At 70.5% G+C, this 17,939-nt stretch carries 18 protein-coding genes; 9 read left to right on the top strand and 9 right to left on the bottom strand.

Annotated features, from left to right (window positions below):
* A complete protein-coding gene (locus tag ADL25_RS23155) occupies positions 1–681 on the bottom strand; it encodes a DUF4230 domain-containing protein (RefSeq protein WP_059129718.1) in 681 nt (226 codons plus the stop codon).
* A 318-nt stretch (positions 682–999) separates the two neighbouring features.
* Between ADL25_RS23155 and ADL25_RS23160 the strand changes: the two genes are divergently transcribed.
* On the top strand, positions 1,000–1,953 hold the full coding sequence (locus tag ADL25_RS23160) for a ribose-phosphate diphosphokinase (protein WP_059129758.1): 954 nt from the start codon (positions 1,000–1,002) through the stop codon (positions 1,951–1,953).
* A 329-nt stretch (positions 1,954–2,282) separates the two neighbouring features.
* Positions 2,283–4,361 carry a DUF1996 domain-containing protein gene (locus ADL25_RS23165; RefSeq protein WP_059129719.1) on the top strand — a complete coding sequence of 693 codons (2,079 nt, stop codon included), beginning with the start codon at positions 2,283–2,285 and terminating at the stop codon, positions 4,359–4,361.
* Positions 4,362–4,475: 114 nt separating this feature from the next.
* Here the strand turns inward: ADL25_RS23165 and ADL25_RS23170 are convergent, their stop codons facing one another.
* Together ADL25_RS23170 and ADL25_RS23175 are read right to left on the bottom strand one after the other, a co-directional pair.
* Positions 4,476–4,862, bottom strand: coding sequence for an STAS domain-containing protein (locus ADL25_RS23170; RefSeq protein WP_234381005.1), 387 nt, complete (start codon positions 4,860–4,862; stop codon positions 4,476–4,478).
* A 193-nt stretch (positions 4,863–5,055) separates the two neighbouring features.
* Positions 5,056–6,006 carry an NADP-dependent oxidoreductase gene (locus tag ADL25_RS23175; RefSeq protein WP_059129721.1) on the bottom strand — a complete coding sequence of 317 codons (951 nt, stop codon included), beginning with the start codon at positions 6,004–6,006 and terminating at the stop codon, positions 5,056–5,058.
* 71 nt (positions 6,007–6,077) lie between these two features.
* Between ADL25_RS23175 and ADL25_RS23180 the strand changes: the two genes are divergently transcribed.
* Positions 6,078–7,025, top strand: coding sequence for a GlxA family transcriptional regulator (locus tag ADL25_RS23180; RefSeq protein ID WP_059129722.1), 948 nt, complete (start codon positions 6,078–6,080; stop codon positions 7,023–7,025).
* 10 nt (positions 7,026–7,035) lie between these two features.
* Here ADL25_RS23180 and ADL25_RS23185 read toward each other — a convergent pair whose 3' ends face one another.
* Positions 7,036–7,599, bottom strand: coding sequence for a TetR/AcrR family transcriptional regulator (locus ADL25_RS23185; RefSeq protein ID WP_059129723.1), 564 nt, complete (start codon positions 7,597–7,599; stop codon positions 7,036–7,038).
* A complete protein-coding gene (locus ADL25_RS23190) occupies positions 7,596–7,958 on the bottom strand; it encodes a DUF1304 domain-containing protein (protein WP_059129724.1) in 363 nt (120 codons plus the stop codon). Before ADL25_RS23190 ends, ADL25_RS23185 begins: the two co-directional genes overlap by 4 nt.
* A gap of 171 nt (positions 7,959–8,129) precedes the next feature.
* On the opposite strand from ADL25_RS23190, the gene ADL25_RS23195 reads away from it, so the two are divergent.
* Positions 8,130–8,591: a pyridoxamine 5'-phosphate oxidase family protein gene (locus tag ADL25_RS23195; protein WP_059129725.1), complete on the top strand. Its 462-nt coding sequence runs from the start codon at positions 8,130–8,132 to the stop codon at positions 8,589–8,591.
* Between the two features lie 75 nt (positions 8,592–8,666).
* Entirely contained in the window at positions 8,667–9,059 is a 393-nt protein-coding gene (locus tag ADL25_RS23200; protein WP_059129726.1) for a VOC family protein, read from the top strand.
* A 202-nt stretch (positions 9,060–9,261) separates the two neighbouring features.
* On the opposite strand, the gene ADL25_RS23205 is transcribed toward ADL25_RS23200, so the two are convergent.
* Entirely contained in the window at positions 9,262–9,570 is a 309-nt protein-coding gene (locus ADL25_RS23205) for a DUF4235 domain-containing protein (protein ID WP_059129727.1), read from the bottom strand.
* Positions 9,571–9,737: 167 nt separating this feature from the next.
* On the opposite strand from ADL25_RS23205, the gene ADL25_RS23210 reads away from it, so the two are divergent.
* Entirely contained in the window at positions 9,738–10,814 is a 1,077-nt protein-coding gene (locus ADL25_RS23210) for a cation diffusion facilitator family transporter (protein WP_079050531.1), read from the top strand.
* A gap of 110 nt (positions 10,815–10,924) precedes the next feature.
* Here ADL25_RS23210 and ADL25_RS23215 read toward each other — a convergent pair whose 3' ends face one another.
* A complete protein-coding gene (locus tag ADL25_RS23215) occupies positions 10,925–11,500 on the bottom strand; it encodes a TetR/AcrR family transcriptional regulator (protein WP_059129729.1) in 576 nt (191 codons plus the stop codon).
* A gap of 123 nt (positions 11,501–11,623) precedes the next feature.
* Between ADL25_RS23215 and ADL25_RS23220 the strand changes: the two genes are divergently transcribed.
* The gene (locus ADL25_RS23220; RefSeq protein ID WP_059129730.1) at positions 11,624–12,673 is read left to right on the top strand and encodes an NAD-dependent epimerase/dehydratase family protein; all 1,050 of its coding nucleotides are present in this window, start codon (positions 11,624–11,626) and stop codon (positions 12,671–12,673) included.
* A gap of 48 nt (positions 12,674–12,721) precedes the next feature.
* Positions 12,722–15,061, top strand: a complete 2,340-nt coding sequence (locus ADL25_RS23225) for a SpoIIE family protein phosphatase (protein ID WP_059129731.1) — start codon at positions 12,722–12,724, stop codon at positions 15,059–15,061.
* Between the two features lie 63 nt (positions 15,062–15,124).
* On the opposite strand, the gene ADL25_RS23230 is transcribed toward ADL25_RS23225, so the two are convergent.
* Positions 15,125–15,571: a nitroreductase family deazaflavin-dependent oxidoreductase gene (locus tag ADL25_RS23230; RefSeq protein WP_059129759.1), complete on the bottom strand. Its 447-nt coding sequence runs from the start codon at positions 15,569–15,571 to the stop codon at positions 15,125–15,127.
* Between the two features lie 191 nt (positions 15,572–15,762).
* Positions 15,763–16,395, bottom strand: coding sequence for a LysE family transporter (locus tag ADL25_RS23235; protein WP_059129732.1), 633 nt, complete (start codon positions 16,393–16,395; stop codon positions 15,763–15,765).
* 332 nt (positions 16,396–16,727) lie between these two features.
* On the opposite strand from ADL25_RS23235, the gene ADL25_RS23240 reads away from it, so the two are divergent.
* On the top strand, positions 16,728–17,936 hold the full coding sequence (locus tag ADL25_RS23240; protein WP_107116679.1) for a cytochrome P450: 1,209 nt from the start codon (positions 16,728–16,730) through the stop codon (positions 17,934–17,936).
* Positions 17,937–17,939: the final 3 nt, after the last annotated feature.

Below are 17,939 nucleotides of genomic sequence, written 5' to 3' on the forward strand. Positions count from 1 at the left end.
TCAGGTGCCGTAGGACACCTTCACCTCCTTGAAGCCCAGGGACTTCAGCAGTCCCTCCAGCATGCTGGTGGTGTTCGTCTCGGCGCGGTCGGTCAGCTCGCTGTCCTTGGCGGCCTCGCCGATGTGCTGGACGGCCAGCTTCTGCACGGCGCGTTCGCTGTTGGGGTTGTCCGAGAAGAGGTCGCCGAGGCGGTTCAGCAGACCGCGCTGCTTGGAGACGGCGTAGGAGCGGTCGGCGTCGAGGGCGGGTTTGCCCAGCGCCGCGTGGGGGAGCCGGAGCGTGGCGGACGTCCGGTCGTCGTTGACCGACACGTCCTTCTCGCCGACCTTGCCGAGGTCGACGTAGGCGTCCACGGTTCCCGCACCCACGTAGAGCGTGCGGGTACCACGGATCGCCGACGGCAGGAACCTGGAATCCTTCTCCAGGTCCACGACCACCTGGAAGTTCCCGGACGCGGCCTCGTAGCGGCTCATGTCCTGTATGGACCTCAGAAGCGTGGGGCCCGACCGGTCGTGCGTCTCCGTGCCGAACAGGTCACGCAGCCCCGGCAGCACGCTCAGCCGCAGCCCGGCGAACAGCACCGCGAGTACCGCGACGATGGCGATGACCGCCTTGGTCCACCCGGACATCGGGCGTTTCACGGACGTCGGTTCGGGGGCCTGCTTCGTGGACGTCGTCATGTCGACAGTCCTCCTTTCTGTATTCCGGGTGCCCGCCATGTCCCTTGCAGGAACACGGTGTTGGGGCTCGCAGAGGTCGACGGTAAGGGTGCGATGATCAGACGAGGACACCGCCGCCACGGTTCCCCCGAAGCCCCGGACGACCTGCGGTGTCCGGTGCGTCGAAGGGTGCGGTGGGCGATCTCCGGAGGCGGCCTCGGGAGGTGGTCAGTAGCATGTGGCGGCAGACCCATTTCCGATCATGGTCACGCCGAAACGTGCCGGGATCGGGTTGTGACAGGACCGGATCACGAGGACCGATCGTGCGAGGAGCGGATCGTGCGTGACATCGCCGTCTTCAGCGGCAGTGCCCATCCCCGGCTGGCGGCGGATGTCTGCACGCACCTCGGCGTGCCGCTCAGTCCGGTGCGGGTCAGCCGGTTCGCCAACGACTGCCTGGAGGTGCAGCTCCAGGCCAACTGCCGTGAACGCGACGTCTTTCTGGTGCAGCCGCTGGTCACTCCGGTGCAGGAACACCTCGTCGAACTGTTGCTGATGTGTGACGCGGCGCGTGGCGCCTCCGCGGGGAGGATCACCGTGGTCATGCCGCACTATTCCTACGCCCGCTCGGACAAGAAGGACGCCCCGCGGATCTCGATCGGCGGACGGCTGGTGGCCGATCTGATGGTCGCCGCAGGAGCCGGCCGGATCCTCGCCATGACGCTGCACTCACCGCAGGTGCACGGCTTCTTCTCGGTGCCGGTCGACCATCTGCACGCCCGGCGCGAGCTGGCCGCGCACTTCCGCAAGTACGACCTCTCCCGGGCGACCGTCGTGTCCCCGGACCTCGGCAACGCCAAGGAGGCGGCGGCCTTCGCCAGGATGATCGGGGCACAGGTGGCGGCCGGCGCGAAGCAGCGCTATGCGGACGACCGGGTGAGCATCAGCGCCGTCATAGGCGATGTCGCCGGGCGGGATGTGATCGTGCTGGACGACGAGATCGCCAAGGGCAGTACGGTGCTCGAACTCCTCGAGCGGCTGCGTGAGTCGGGGCCGCGATCGATCCGCGTCGCGTGCACCCACGGCCTGTTCGCGGCCGGTGCCCTGAAGCGGTTGAGCGAGCAGCCGGACGTCCTGGAGATCGTGTGCACGGACACCGTCCCCGTCCCGGTCGAGGAGCGCACCGGGAAGCTGAAGATCCTGTCCATCGCGCCCGCCCTGGCCGAAGCGGTGCGCCGCATCCACAACGGCGAGTCCGTCAGTGCCCTGTTCGGCGAGCCACGGATCGACTAGCGCTGTGACCGCCCCGCAGCCCGGGCGCACTTGGCTCAGTGCCGGGGACGGCTCGGAAGCGGTGGACCGAGCGGCACCATGAGAATCCCGAGGCATCCGAAGCCATCGACGCGGCAACACGGCGAATCCGGGTCTTCACGAGCCCCGCAGCGTGGGGGAGTTGTCAAGATTCTGAAGTGGTGTGTGTGACCCGTGAACTGGGGTGATGGGCAGTATCGCCTTTGAGGCGGCTGTGAATTGGCGATGTGTTTGAACACGGCCGCACGCGTCTGCGTACAGGGAAGGGGATGTTTCATGCCCGGACCGCCATGACGTGTAGGAGTACTCCCGTGGGACGCAACTCGCGCAGACGCCCGACAGGCGCACGGCGCGCGACCTTTGCAGCGGTCGCGCTGATCTTGGGCGGAGGGGGACTGGTAGCGGCGAACGTCTACGCCTCGGCGAGCGAAAGCTGGGGCGGGGGAGCGAACCAGAACGGCACCGACCAGGTGAAGTCGGGCACCGTCACGATCGACTGCCCGGACGTCGGCCAGAAGCTGACCGACGTGCCGAACGCCGCGAAGCAGAACGTCGACACGGAGCTGTCGACCCTCGACAAGCAGATCACCGAGGCCTACGAGCGGCTGGCCTCGACGCGTCAGGCGCAGGCCGACGACGCGAACTACGTGCAGAACGAGATTCTCGGCCCGCTCAAGGACAACCGCTCCGCGGTGATCGACCGCATCAAGGCCGACTACCAGAAGGCCGGCGCGACCGCACCGGGCGCCGTCGACGGCATGGCGGCCTGTACGGGAATGGCGGCAGACCAGGGCCAGCCCCCCGCCGATGGCCAGAACGGCGAGGGGGGAGGCGAGCAGCAGAACGGCAACGGCGGCCAGGACGCCGGCCAGCAGCAGGGTGACGGCGGTCAGGCCGTGAGCGGACCCGTCGCCTCCGACTTCGTGGACGTCACGACCGTGCAGCCCAACGTGCGCAAGCCCGCACCGCAGGCCGGGGCGTCGACCGGTGAGTTCGTCACCAAGTGCGGTGTAAACGAGAACGGCAAGCACAACACCGACAACGTCATCGTGGCTCCCGGCGTGAAGAACGGCGCGCACCACCTGCACGACTACGTCGGCAACCAGTCCAACGACGCCTTCGCCACCAACGACACCTTCGCCGCCGCCGAGACGAGCTGCGACAACCAGGGCGACAAGTCGTCGTACTACTGGCCGGTGCTGCGTGTGCAGGACGGGACCCAGGACTTCGACCAGGATGCCGACGGCGGCGGCAAGGAAGGCAACGTCGGCCGGATCCTGGTGGCCAAGCAGGCCGAGATCAAGTTCGTCGGCAGCCCGACCGGTGAGGTCGTCGGTATGCCGCGGTTCCTGCGGATCATCACCGGTGACGCCAAGGCGTTCACCAACGGTCCGGCGAACGCCAACGCGCACTGGAGCTGCACCGGCTTCGAGGACAAGGTGCAGCTGACCGACAAGTACCCGATCTGCCCGCAGGGCAGCCAGGTGGTGCGGTCGTTCGCGTTCCAGAGCTGCTGGGACGGCCAGAACATCGACAGCGCCAACCACCGTACGCATGTGGCCTTCGCCGACGCGGGCGGCAACTGCCAGAACGGCTTCAAGGCGATCCCTCAGCTGACGATGCGTCTGGTGTACGACGCACCGCAGCCGAGCATCGACAACGGCCAGGTCAAGAACGCCTACGCGGTGGACGGCTTCCCGGAGCAGCTGCACAAGCCGATCACCGACCACGACGACTTCATCAACGTCATGACCGACGATCTGATGAACCAAGTGGTCGGCTGCATCAACGACGGCCGGCAGTGCGGCGGCGGCGCCGACGACCAGCCGCCGGCCACGTCCGCACCGTCCGAGGAGCCCTCCTCCGGCGGGGACAACGGAAGCGCCCCCGGCAACGGCGGCGGTACCGGCGACGACAACGGTGCCGGCGGTAACGGCGGCGGAACCGGCAACGACAACGGTGGCGGCGGGAACAACAACGGCGGCGGCAACCAGACCGAGCAGCCCCCGGCGGACACCCCCGGCAACGCACCTGACGCCACCCCGGGCGGCGAAGGCGCGGGCGGCGGCTCGCACGTCGACCACGGCGGCGCCACCCCCAAGGTCGACACGACCCCCAAGTCCGCGCCGAACGACGAGTCCGCAGCGCCCCAGAGCGCCGCGGGCGACGACAACACGGGGCAGGCTCCGGTCACGGGTGACAACACCGCGGCGGCCGCGGCACCGGCCGGCGGCGGGGACACGTCCGTTCCTCCGGCACAGACCGAGCCTCAGGCGGTCACGGGCGGACTGGCCGAGACCGGCGCGCAGCTGTGGCCGGCGGCGATCGGCGGAGTCCTGGTGATCATGGGCCTGCTGCTCCTGCGCCGCATCGGACGCCGTTCCGTCTGACGCCGTCCTGGTACGGCACGAACGAAGGCGACGGGCCTGCCGACAGGCCCGTCGCCTTCGTTCGTGTGCGGGTGTGTGCGCCTCTGCCGCGCCCGCGAGCCTGCTCCCGCAGGCTCAGCCCGTTTCCACGGAACCCGCGGCCTCCGGCCGGCTGAGGGCCTCCGCCACCGACGCCGACGGCGGCAGCACCTGGGCCAGTCCCGTGATCCGCAGGATCCGCAGGGTCAGCGGCTCGGTGCAGACCAGGTGCAGCGTGCCGCCCTGTGCGAGCACACGGCGCCGCGCCCGGAAGAGCAGACGTAACCCGGAGCAGTCGAAGAACTCCACCGGGCGGAGATCGATGACGACCCGCGGTGTGGGACGGCCGGTCGCGGAGTCGAGGAAGGGTGTGATCTCGGACGCCGCGGCGACGTCGATCTCACCGTGGAACTCGAGCACCAGATGACCGCCGTCCCGATGGATGCGCAGGTGCCGGGTGAGCGGTGCAGGGTCGTGATGCACGTCGACATCGCCTCCAACCGACTCCTCGCCCCCCTGCAAGTTACCCTCGCTAGAGTGAATTTCAGCATGTTCGATTGACATATGTCTTCGAAATGCGGGCGGGGCGTCCGATGAAGTGCGTGGCGGGACTACGACGCTCGACGGACGCCGAGGACACACCGACGTTGGCGACGTGCCCTCGGCACCCCGGTCGTCAGTCCATCAGCAGCACCAACTTGCCCGTCGTCCGGCCGGTGTCGCCCAGCTCATGCGCCTTGGCGGCCTCGGCCAGCGGGAAGGTCCCGGCGATCGTGGCGTGCAGCTTCCCGGCCTCGACGAGTTCCGCGACCGTCCTCATGCCGTGGCGGTCGGCGTCGACCAGCATCTCGGTGGCGCGCACGCCGAGTGCCTCCGCCTGCCCGGCCAGCTCCTTCGATCCCCGCGGCAGGATCGTGACCAGGATTCCGCCCTTGCGCAGTGTCCGCAGCGAACGCTGGACGTAGTCGCCGCCGACCGTGTCCAGGACCACGTCGACGTCCCGTACCGCTTCGGCGAAGTCGGTGTCGTGATAGTCGATCAGCTCGTCCGCGCCCAGTCCGCGCACAAAATCGTGCTTGCCGGCGCTCGCCGTGCCGATCACATGGGCGCCGCGTGCCTTGGCGATCTGCACGGCCACGTGCCCCACTCCGCCGGCGGCCGCATGGATCAGCACCTTCTGCCCGCGCTGCAGGCCCGCCGTCTCGACTAGGGCCTGCCAGGCGGTCAGGGAGACCAGGGGCAGGGCGCCCGCCTGGGCGTGGTCGATCGACGACGGCTTGTGCGTGAAGGCGCGGGCCGGGGCGGACACGTACTCGGCGTGCGCGCCGTGCCCGAAGGGATAGGACAGCAGGCCGAAGACCTCGTCGCCGGGCTTGAAGGTGGCGACACCGATTCCGGTCTCCTCGACCACGCCCGAGACGTCCCAGCCGAGGACGAACGGAGGCTTGCCGAGAAATCCGCCGGTGGCGCGGTGCTTCCAGTCGGTGGGGTTGAGTCCGGCGGCGCGCACCCGGATCAGCACCTCGTTGGGGCGCGGTGCGGGGCGCTCCACCTCCACCACCTTCAGGACCTCGGGACCGCCGAGGACGTCCTGGCTGACGGCTCGCATGATGTTCACAGTGCTCATGGTGTCCCAGCGTGCCCGTGCCCGCCCTCCGGAGAAATGGCACAATTGCCAAGCTTCGATAAGATCGTGCCATGCAGCGAGCAGAGCGAGTCGTGGTCCTGGCGCTTGACGGCGTGTACCCCTTCGAGCTGGGCATCCCCAGCCGGATCTTCGGTGCCGCCGACGACCGGTACGAGGTGCTGACCTGCTCGGTGGACGGGCGGCCCGTCCGTACGAACGCGGACTTCACGATCGCGGTCGAGCACGGACCCGAGGTGCTCGCCACGGCCGACACCGTGGTGGTCGCGGCCATAGCGCCACCCCACATCACCGCGGAGCTCCCTGCCGAGGTCCTCGCCGCCCTGGCGCACATCCGTCCCGAGGCGCGAGTCGTCTCCGTGTGCACCGGAGCCTTCGTTCTCGCCGCCGCGGGGTTCCTGGACGGCCGGAAGGCGACCACGCACTGGCAGCTCGCCGAGGACTTCCGGCGCATTTTCCCGCACATCGCCCTGGACCCGGACGTGCTCTTCGTCGACGACGGCAGGGTCCTCACCTCCGCTGGAGCCGCCTCCGGTGTCGATGTCTGCCTGCACGTCATCCGCAAGGACCACGGCAGCGAACTGGCCAACAAGGTGGCCAGGCGCTGCGTGGTACCGCCGTGGCGGGACGGCGGCCAGGCCCAGTACATCGAGCGGCCCGTGCCGGAGTCCACGGCCGCCGGCACGGCCGCCACCCGGGAGTGGGCTCTGGAGCGCCTCGGAGAGCCGCTCGCACTGGCTGACCTCGCCGGTCATGCCCGGATGAGCCGGCGCACCTTCGCCCGCCGCTTCGGCGAGGAGGTCGGCATGAGCCCCGGCCGCTGGCTCATCCAGCAGCGCGTGACCAGGGCCCGCCATCTGCTGGAGTCCACCGATCTGCCGGTCGACCAGATCGCGGGCGAGGTCGGCTTCGCGACGGGAGCCTCCCTGCGCCAGCATCTGCATGCGGCCATCGGCGTGTCACCGCAGGCCTACCGGCGCACCTTCCAGGCGGCCCGCTGACGACCGCCGCTCACCTGCTGCGGTGCAGGGCGACCAGCAACTGCCAGGAGTGGTCGGCGATCCGATCCGGGGTCGCCTCGACGAGCCCGTGCAGCCAGTCGGCCAGCACGCCCGTGAAGGCGGCGGCCACGGCGGACGCGACCAGGGGCGCGTCGACCGCTCCCGCCCGTTCACGCTCGGTGAGGCTGCGGGCGCGCAGATCCCGGTGCAGGACGCGGCCGAGCGGACCGCCGCCACCCGGGGCGAGGAGGGCGCGGTAGAGGGCTCTGTGCGAGGTGAGTCCGGCGAAGAAGGCATGGAGCGCCGGCGGGGCGTGCACCGGATCGGGGCGGCCGCTCCAGGCGTGCAGTGCGTCCACGGCCTCCCGCACGACGTCGGCGCAGGCGTCGACCGCCAGCGCCTCCAGGTCCGCGTAGTGCAGGTAGAACGTGGCACGGCCGACTCCCGCCCGCCGTACTACGGCGGCCACCCCGACCTTCTCCAGGGGACGCTCGGAGCATTCGAGCAGCAGTGCCTCCCGCAGCCGTGTGCGGGTGCGGGCCGCTCGAGGATCCTGTGCCGGAACCACGCTCATCCCGCGGCGAGCACGGCCGCCAGGGCCAGGGCGCCGGGCAGCGCCTGGGCGAACAGGATCCGGCGGTTGGCCGTCACGGCACCGAACACGCCGGCGATCACCACGCACACCAGGAAGAAGACCTGCGCTCGGAAGCCCGTCGGATCACCGGCGATCAGCCCCCACACCAGACCCGCCGCCAGGAAGCCGTTGTAGAGACCCTGGTTGGCGGCCATCGGCGCGGTGGCGCGGGCCAACTCCGGTTCGAAACCGTGCAGTCCGCGTCCGGGCTTCTTCTCCCAGAGGAACATCTCCATCACCAGGATGTACATGTGCAGGGCGGCCACCAATCCGACCAGCACGTTCGCCAGGATCTCCATGTGTCGACGTCCCCACCCGAGGTTCACTGATTTCCTGGACAGGTGTCCAGGATGATGACCGGAGGACTATAGCGGGGCAGCGTTCAGGGGTTTTCGCCCGGGCCGGGTGTCACACGGGCAGGCTCCCGTACGTCGTTCCCGTGACGACCGCGATGAGGAGGCCGCATCGAGATGAACCCGCCCGCCCGTACCGCCCGGCAGCGCACGCACGACACCCTGCACCGGCTGGAGCACGACGTCGACGCCTGGATCGCCACCGCCGACACTGCCGGGGGCAGCCCCTACCTCGTCCCGCTCTCCTACCTCTGGGACGGCGGCACCCTGCTGGTCGCCACCCCGGCGGAGAGCCCCACCGGACGCAACCTGCTCAAGACCGGCACCGTACGCCTGGGGATCGGGCCCACCCGGGACGTGGTGATGATCGACGGCGCGGTGCAGGCGCTGGAACCCGCCGAACTGACCGAGGGGGTCGGTGACTCCTTCGCGGCGAAGACGGGGTTCGATCCCCGCCGACTCGGCACGGTCTACCGGTACTTCAGGATCACGCCGCGCCGCGTCCAGGCGTGGCGCGAGGCGAACGAACTGCCCGGACGCGATCTGATGCGGGACGGCGAGTGGCTCGTCCTCGACTGAATCGGGGGGACCGGGATACCCGGGGAACGTATGCGGGCGGGGCCCCCCCCGCCCCGGATTCCCAACGGAGGAAGCATGACAGTGGTGGTGGCGTCCGTCGTGGTCCTTGACTGCGCCGAACCCGAGAAACTCGCGGTCTTCTACAGGGAGTTGCTCGACGCGGAGGAGGTCGACGCGACCGCGAACCGAGTGGAGATACGGGCCGCCGACGGGATGCGGTTGGCGTTCCGCCGGGATGTGAACGCCACCCCGCCGAGTTGGCCCCGCCCGGAGAACTCCCTCCAGGCCCACCTGGACTTCCTCGTCGAGGACCTCGACGAGGCCGAGCGCAAGGTGGTCGCCCTGGGGGGCCGGCCGCTGGAGGCCAAGGACGCGGCGGGGCCGTACGAGGAGCGTGGCTGCTGCGACCCAGCCGGGCACTCCTTCACCCTGCGCCTCAGGCGGGCCACGGCGCCGAAGCAGGGCTAGGTGCGCTGTCCCGGGACGTGGCACACGCGTCCGCCGCGTCGTCGACGGTGGCCGACGCTCCGCGTCGCCGCCCTCCCACGCCCAGGCGCCGCTCCTGGCGGCTGAAAAACGCAGTCTCTCTCAGCCGACCCGAGCGGGGCGACAGGCCCCAGGCGGCCCGTCGTTGTGTAGCGGCGGGCCGCCTGGGGCCCCGAAGGGGGTGTCAGTCCCGGCCGCCCTTCCCCACGGTCGGCCACACACCGGTCGACCGCTCGATCGCCTTCGCGCCCGTCCGGTCCGCGGCACTGCGGGCCACGGCGAAGAGTGCGCCCTGGATCGCCGCGGCGATCAGCACCTCGCCCCAGCCGCGGTCCTTGTCCAGGGCGTCGGGCGCATCGTCCTCATGGCGTATCGCCTTCCAGGTCCTGCGGAAGGCCATTCCCGCGAGGGTTCCGCCGACCCAGCCGAGCGCGAACCCGACGGGCCGGTAGACGAGCGGAAGCTTCGCCTTGGTCTTCTTGTTCCTCGCCACGTATCTCTCCTCTGCCGACTGCGGTTCTCGCCGCGCCCCCTACAGGTGCCCCCGATACGGTCGAAGCCGACGGTGTCACCAAACACGTACCGGCTCCGCGCCGATCGGTTCCCCCGCCGGTGTGTTGAGCACCGTGTGAGACGCGCGAAGAGGGGCAATCGGGCGAAGTGAGTGGTACTTCCTCGGACGCGAAACGGCTGGACACAACTTCCCCCGGGCGCGAGCCCCGGCGTGGCGACGAGCCCCGGCCCGGGCCTCCCGCGCGCCACGGCTCCTCGGACCGAAAGACACGGGTCACGGTGCTCGTGGCCCTCGGCGCGAATCTGCTGATCGCCGTCGCCAAGGCCGTCGGCGGCCTGTTCGCCGGGTCGCCCGCCCTGCTGTCGGAGGCGGCGCACTCCGTGGCCGACAGCGTGAACGAGGTCTTCCTGCTGGCCGCCCTGCGCCGCAGCCGCCGTCCGGCCGACCGGCGACATCCCTTCGGCTACGGCAAGGAGCGGTTCTTCTGGTCACTGCTGGCTGCCGTCGGCATCTTCGTGATGGGTGGCTGCTTCTCCTTCTTCCAGGGCTTCGAGGCACTGCAGGGCGGCGCGAAGGAGTCGCACGAGGGTTATGTCGCGGGCCTCGTCGTCCTGGCGGTCGCGCTGGTGTCGGAGGGCGTCTCCCTGGTGCGGGCCCTCCATCAGGTGCACCGGCAGGGCGGTACGGTCGCGCAGGGGCTGCGCGACCCGGCGCTTCGCACGGTGGTCGCGGAGGACAGCACGGCGGTGCTGGGTGTGGTGCTGGCGATGGTCGGCATGGCGCTGCACATGGTCACCGGGAACGTGGTGTGGGAGGCATCCGCCTCGCTCGCGATCGGCGCCCTTCTGGTGTACGTCGCCTACCGCCTCGGGCGGGACGCACGCGACCAGTTGATCGGACAGGCCGCCGATCCGGAGCTGAGCGACCGCATCCGGCAGCTGCTTCGGGTGCAGCCGGAGATCGACAGCGTGGAGGAACTGCTCACCATGCAGCTGGGCCTCGACTCCATCCTGGTGGCCGCCCGCGTCGATGTGGTGCCCGGCCTCGACAGCGAGGAGGTCGAGGAGATCTCGATGCGCATCCGGCACTCCCTCATGCACGCCGTGCCGGAGGCGGACCAGATCTTCCTCGACATCACGGACGCATCCATCCATGCGGCGGGCCGTCGCACGGACGGCGACACGACGGACCCCGCCGCGACGGGGGAGCGCGGCGGGGCCTGACGGACGGTTGCCCCGGCGGGGGCGGATCATGCCCCGGTCGTCCGTGATTCCGGCTCGTTCCTCACCCGGCCGGCCACCGGCGCGGTGGCCGCGTGGAACCGCGCGAGGGGTCAGCCGGACGCCGGGGGCGCGGCCCGCAGGCCGTCGATGATGAGGCCGAGCACGCGTGCGGCTCTCGCCTCGCCGTCCCGTGCCGGATCGATGCGCCACAGAACACTGAGCTGCAGCAGGACGTCCTCCGGGTCGAGGCCGGGCTTGAGCGAGCCCTCGGCGGCCCCCGCGTCGACCAGTACGCCGATGGCGGCGACGAAGGGCCCGTAGTACTCGTCGTCCACTCCGGCGTTGGTGGCGGCGTGGATGACCTCGGCGACGCCGTACTTGAGCCGTCCGTACCGGGCCACTTCGTCGAACCAGAGCCGGAGGGCGGTGAGGGGCGGGTTCTCCGCGAGGAGTGCTGGGGCGAGGTCGATGAGCTGCTGGATGTCGTGCCGGTACAGCTCGAGGATCAGCGCTTCCCGGGTGGGGAAGTGGCGGTAGAGCGTGCCGATTCCGACGCCGGCCTTCTTCGCGATCCCCGTGAGCGAGGCGGCGGTAGAGGCGGCGAACGCCTCCCGGGCGACGGTCAGGATCCGGTCCCGGTTGTCCACGGCGTCCTTGCGGGTCGGTTTCGAAGGCAGCGAGTTCACAGGTGTCAGTCGTCCGTCCGGTGCGAATTGCTAAGCGGAGGGGCCTCCGGTACGTTGATGGGCATAGCGGAGGGGCCTCCGCTTCATTTTGGCACATCCCACCCAGACCGTGGAGGAACAGTCATGCCCGAATTGGTTCTGGTCACCGGGGGAAGCGGCTACATCGCCGGTTGGTGCGTCGCCGAACTCCTGCGGCGCGGTTACGAGGTACGGACCACGGTGCGCGGCCGGGACCGGGAGCAGGCCGTCACCGACGCGGTCTCGACCGTCGTCGACCCGGCCGGCAGGCTGAGCTTCGCCGTCGCCGACCTCACACACGACGACGGCTGGGACGCCGCGCTCAACGACGTCGACCGAGTGCTCCACGTCGCCTCCCCGCTCGGGACGGCCTCCAACGAACCGGGCACCATCGTGGCCACCGCCCGCGGCGGCACACTGCGGGTCCTGCGCGCCGCGACCGCGGCCGGGGTGAAGCGTGTGGTGATGACGTCGGCGGCGAACGCCTCGAGCCCCTCGTCCTATGCCACGCAGGGCGTGACCGACGAGACGCTGTGGACCGACCCCGACGACCCGACCCTGATCCCCTACCGCCGCTCGAAGACCGTCGCCGAGCGAGCGGCCTGGGACTTCATGCAGGAGCACGACGGCCCCACCGAACTGACCACGGTGCTTCCGGGCGCGGTTTTCGGACCCGTTCTCACGACGGGCAACATCGGGTCCGTCGGCATCGTCGGCCGGATGCTGTCCGGGGAGATGCGCGGCATTCCGAGGATCGGCCTGGAGATCGTGGACGTCCGGGACCTCGTCGACGTCCATGTCCGGGCGATGACCGCACCGCAGGCCGCGGGGGAGCGCTTCCTCGCCACGGGTGAGTTCCTGTGGATGTCGGAGATGGCGCACGCCCTGCGCGACGGCCTCGGGGCCGAGGGCCGTCAGGTGTCCACCCGGCAGGTGCCGGACGTGGTCGTACGGCTCCTGGCCAGGTTCCGGGACCCGTCACCGCGGGAGATCACGCCCTCCCTCGGCCGGCGCAACCGCCACACCACCGAGAAGGCACACCGGGTCCTCGGCTGGCAGCCCCGTCCCGCGCGGCAGACGGTGCTGGACTGCGCCGAGAGCCTGATCGAACACGGCGCCGTCCGGATCCCGCCCCGGGCGGGCAGCGGCCGGTAGGCGGGGGCCAGGTTGAGGTAACGCATCCGAGGGATCATTCTGGACCATATGGAGGAAGTCGCCGCAGCGGCGATCGTCGACGCCCGGGGCACGGTGACGGGATGGAGCGAAGGTGCCCAGCGGCTGACGGGATATCCGCCCGAGGAGGTCGTGGGACGCGCGGCGCAGGATCTCCTCGCAGAGGGCACGGTACCTCCGGCGCTGACCGCTCTGACCGGCACGGTCGTGGTGCGGCGTCGGGACGGGCAGCCCCTGCCGCTGCACCTGAGCGCCGTCCCCATGACCGGCCCGGACGGCGACCCGGTCGGTTTCGTGGTGGTCACCGCTTCCGAGTCCGAGGAGAACCTGCTGGTGGCCCAGGCGTTCCAGCAGGCGCCGGTGGCGCTGTCCGTCTTCGACACGGCGCAGCGCTTCCTCAGGGCCAACGACAGGGCCGGGGAGCTCATGGAGGTCGATCCGGACGGCCTCGCCGGACAGTACTTCCCGGACACCGCGGACCGCCGCGACGATCACGACCAGCAGTTCCTGAGCCATCTGCGCCACGTCGCGGAGAGCGGCCTCCCGGTGCACTACGAGAGTTTTCGCGACCGCCCCTCGCACCACCGCAAGCGTGCCTGGACCATCGACATGTGGCCGGTGTACACCACCTCGGACCAGGTGACCGCCGTCGCCATCTCGGCCTGGGACAACAGCGAGCAGCACTGGGCGCGCCAACGGCTGATGCTGCTGAACGAGGCCGCCACCGCGATCGGCACCACGCTGGACGTGGTGCGGACCGCCGAGGAACTGCTGGAGGTGGCCATTCCCCGGTTCGCCGACTTCGCCAGCGTGGACCTGATCGACTGGGTCCTCGACAAGGACGAACCCCCGAAGTCGGCCGGCGACAACATCGTGCTCCGCCGTATCGCCCACCTCTCGGTCACCGAGGGCATCCCCGAAGCGGCGGTCAGGCTGGGGGACGCGGACACCTATCACCCGCTCTCCCCGCCCGTCAGAGCGCTGCGCGAGGGACTGGCGGTGCTGCGCAGGGCCGGGGAACCCGACTTCGACCGCTGGGTGCAGCAGCGCAACGCACAGGACATCGGCGATCCCGCCTTTCGCAGGGGCGCCCATTCCATGGTGACCGTGCCGTTGCGGGCCCGCGGCACCACCCTCGGTGTGGTGGTGTTCGTGCGCATCGCCAACCCGGACCCCTACGCGGCCGACGACGCCGTCCTCGCCGAGGAGCTGGCGAGCCGGGCCGCCGTCAGCTTCGACAACGCCCGCCGCTTCACCCGTGAACGGTCGACCGCGCTGGCCCTGCAGCACAGCCTGCTGCCGCGCGGGCTGGCCGAACAGGCCGCGCTCGAAGTCGCCCACCGCTACCTTCCCTCCGGATCGCAGGCCGGGATCGGGGGCGATTGGTTCGATGTGATCCCGCTGTCCGGGGGGCGGGTCGCCCTCGTCGTCGGCGACGTGGTGGGACACGGCATCCGCTCCTCGGCCACCATGGGCCGGCTGCGCACGGCCGTACGGACCCTCGCCGACGTCGACCTGCCGCCGGACGAGCTCCTCACCCACCTCGACGACCTCGTCACGCACCTGGCGGCCGACGAGAGCGGTGAGGAGGAGGTGGGCGAGCTGGGCGCCACCTGCCTGTACGCGGTCTACGACCCCGTCTCGCGGCGCCTCGCGCTGGCGGCCGCAGGGCATCCGGCGCCGGTCGTCCTGCAGCCCGACGGCGATGCACGGCTCGTCGCGATGGCCGCCGGGCCGCCGCTCGGCGTCGGCGGACTGCCCTTCGAGGAGACGGAACTGGAGCTGCCGGAGGGCTCCTTGATCGCCCTGTACACCAACGGGCTGATCGAGGGGCGCGACCGCGATCTCGACCGCGGCGCCACCGAGCTGTGCCGCGCCTTGCAGACCTCGCGCGGCTCCCTGGACGACCTGTGCGACAAGGTCGTGAAGTCGGTGCTGTCCGACGAGCCGGGCGACGACGTCGCGTTGCTGCTGGCCCGTACCCGGGCTCTGGGTGCCGACCAGGTGGCGACCTGGGACGTGCCCCCGGACCCGGCCCAGGTCGCCATCACACGTCAGTGCGCAATCGAGCAACTGGCCGAATGGGGCCTCGGCGAGGTCGCCTTCGTCACCGAACTGGTCGTCAGCGAGCTGGTGACCAACGCGATCCGCTACGGCGGCGCGCCCATCCAGCTGCGGCTGATCCGCGACCGCTCGCTGATCTGCGAGGTGACCGACGGCAGTTCCACCTCACCCCATCTGCGCCGTGCGCACGCCTTCGACGAAGGGGGCCGCGGTCTGCTGCTGGTCGCCCAGCTCACCCAGCGATGGGGGAGCCGGCAGACCAACGAGGGAAAGACGATCTGGGCCGAACAGCCCTTGCCCGCCTGACCTTTCCGGCGACCGCGAAGGGCCGCAAGGGGGCAGCCGTGCGGCCCTTCGCAGTGGGTGCGCTCACTTCCCGGCCGGCTCCAGCACGAAGACGGGGATCTCACGGTCGGTCTTCTTCTGGTAGTCGGCGTACGGCGGGTAGGCCGCGACCGCCCGCTCCCACCACGCCGCCTTCTCCTCGCCCGTGACCTCACGGGCCGTCATCTCCCGGCGCTCGGGACCGTCCTGGAGCATCACGGTGGGGTGGTCCGTGACGTTGTAGTACCAGACGGGGTGCTTGGGCGCGCCGCCCAGCGAGGCGACCGCGGCGTACCGGCCCTCGTGCTCGACGCGCATGAGCGGAGTCTTCCGGATCTTGCCGCTCTTGGCTCCCAGGGTCGTGAGGATGATCACCGGCAAGCCCGTGTCCTGGAGCGTCGTCCCCCGGGTGCCGCCCGAGCTCTCGTACAACTCGACCTGATCGCGCACCCACTGAGTCGGGCTGGGTTCGTACTCGCCCTCAAGAGGCATGGCATCCGTCCCATCGTCGTGTACGACTGCTGTCACGTCCGTGGTGTCCTGGTAGGGGAGTTCCATACCTGGGACCACGCGTGTCGAAATTCAACACCAGCCGCTCACGGTTTCATCCGCACCGCGTGTTCGACACGGCAGCCCCGACAGGGATCGGCCAGGCGTTCCCCCATGCCGGGGAGTGATTCCGGTCAACTCGGCGCCACCAGCATCCGCACCGCGAGCGCCGCCATCACCGCGCTGGAGGCGAAAGCCGTCATCAGCCGTCCGCGCGGCCCGGTCAGCGCCCTGCCGAGCAGCGCGCCGCTCCCGGCCAGCGTCAGCTGCCAACTGGCGGACGCTGCGAAGGCCGCGAGGACGAAGAGCCCCTGCTCCAGCGGCCCTGCCGAATCGGTCGAACGACTTCCGAGGACCAGCGCGGCGAAGTAGATCACGGTGGTCGGATTGAGCAGCGTGACGCCCAGCAGCCCCAGATAGGCGCGCGCGGGTCCCGGAGGTGCCGCGGGGACCGCGGCGGCGTCTCCCGCGGAGCGGTACCTGCGCAGACCGGTCACGGCCGCTTGCAGGGCGAGGGCGGCCAGTACCAGGGCCGAGACCCAGCGCAGGGGCTCCAGCACCGGTTGCAGGGCTGCGGCGAGCGCGGCGCCGCCGGCGGTCGCGACCAGGGCGTAGATCCCGTCGGCGCTGGCGACGCCGAGCGCGGCGCACGCACCGGTCCGCAGGGACGTACGGGCCGTGAGGGAGACGAGGTAGGCGCCCACGGCTCCGACGGGCACGGCGATGCCGTAGCCCGCGACCAGCCCGGCGACGAGCGCGCCGGTCATGACGGTGAGAGCGAGTGCCTCCGCTGACGGCCGGGCTGCTGTCGGCGTCCCACCGGGCAGACGGCGGCGGAGCTCGGCGGCAGAAGGGCTTCGAACGTCGGCATGCGCAGATCTTGGCGAACGACGAAGGCCCCGGCAAGCGGTTTACGATGGCACTTGCGCAAGCACGCGGCGCGTCCCGGCGCCGCGGCGCCACGAGCCGGCCGACCGAAGACACGTTTCGGCCCCCAGGGCATCCGGCGGCATTCGACCGAACTTCGGGTGGCCCTGTAGGTGCCTTGGGCATCTAATGGAGCTCGGCAAGAGGTGAATCTTCGCGTGCGAGGTCATTCATGATGAAACCCGCTACAACCGCGTCAGAACCGGTCACTTTCCCCCAGGACCGCACCTGCCCCTACCACCCGCCGACCGCCTACGATCCGTTGCGCGAGGGAAGGCCCCTGAGCCGGGTCACCCTGTACGACGGACGGGACGTGTGGGTGGTCACCGGGCATTCGGCCGCCCGTCAGCTCCTCGCCGACCCCCGGCTGTCCTCCGACCGGACCCGAGCCGCGTTCCCGATGACCAACGAGCGCTTCGCCCGCTCCCGCGACCGCAGGCTCACACTGCTCGGAGTCGACGACCCCGAGCACCACGACCAGCGCCGCATGCTGGTGCCCAGCTTCACCGTCAAGAGGGTCACCGCGATGCGCCCGCGCATCCAGGAGACGGTCGACCGGCTGCTGTCGGACATGGTGACCGCGAGGCCGCCGGCCGAGCTGGTGCGCGCGTTCGCGCTGCCCCTGCCGTCGATGGTGATCTGTGACCTGCTCGGCGTCCCCTACGCCGACCACGAGTTCTTCGAGGAGCAGTCCCGCCGTGTGCTGCGCGGCCCGTCCGCGGCCGACACCCAGGACGCCCGCGACCAGCTCGACCGATATCTCGGGGACCTGATCGACAAAAAGCGCGCCGAGCCGGGGGACGGGCTGTTGGACGAGCTGATCCAGGAGCAGTTGCGCGACGGCGCGCTGGACCGGGCCCAGCTGGTCTCCCTGGCCACGCTGCTGCTGGTCGCCGGGCACGAGACGACCGCCAACATGATCTCGCTGGGCACGTTCACCCTGCTCCGCCATCCGGAGCAGCTCGCCGAACTGCGTGCCGAGCCGGAACTGATCTCGGGCGCGGTGGAGGAACTGCTGCGCTTCCTGTCCATCGCCGACGGGCTGCTGCGGGTGGCCACCGAGGACATCGAGTTCGCGGGTGCGACCATCCGGGCCGACGAGGGCGTGCTCTTCTCCACGTCCGTCATCAACCGGGACACCGCGGCTTTTGCCCAGCCGGACACGCTGGACTGGCATCGCCCGGCCCGCCACCACGTCGCCTTCGGGTTCGGGATCCACCAGTGCCTCGGTCAGAACCTGGCCCGGGCCGAGCTGGAGATCGCCCTGCACACCCTCTTCGAGACGCTGCCCGGCCTGCGGCTCGCGGCCCCGGCGGAGCAGATCCCCTTCAAACCCGGCGACACGATCCAGGGGATGCTGGAACTCCCCGTGACCTGGTAAGAG

Source organism: Streptomyces sp. NRRL F-5122 (assembly GCF_001507435.1).
GTDB classification, from domain to species: Bacteria; Actinomycetota; Actinomycetes; order Streptomycetales; family Streptomycetaceae; genus Streptomyces; species Streptomyces lannensis.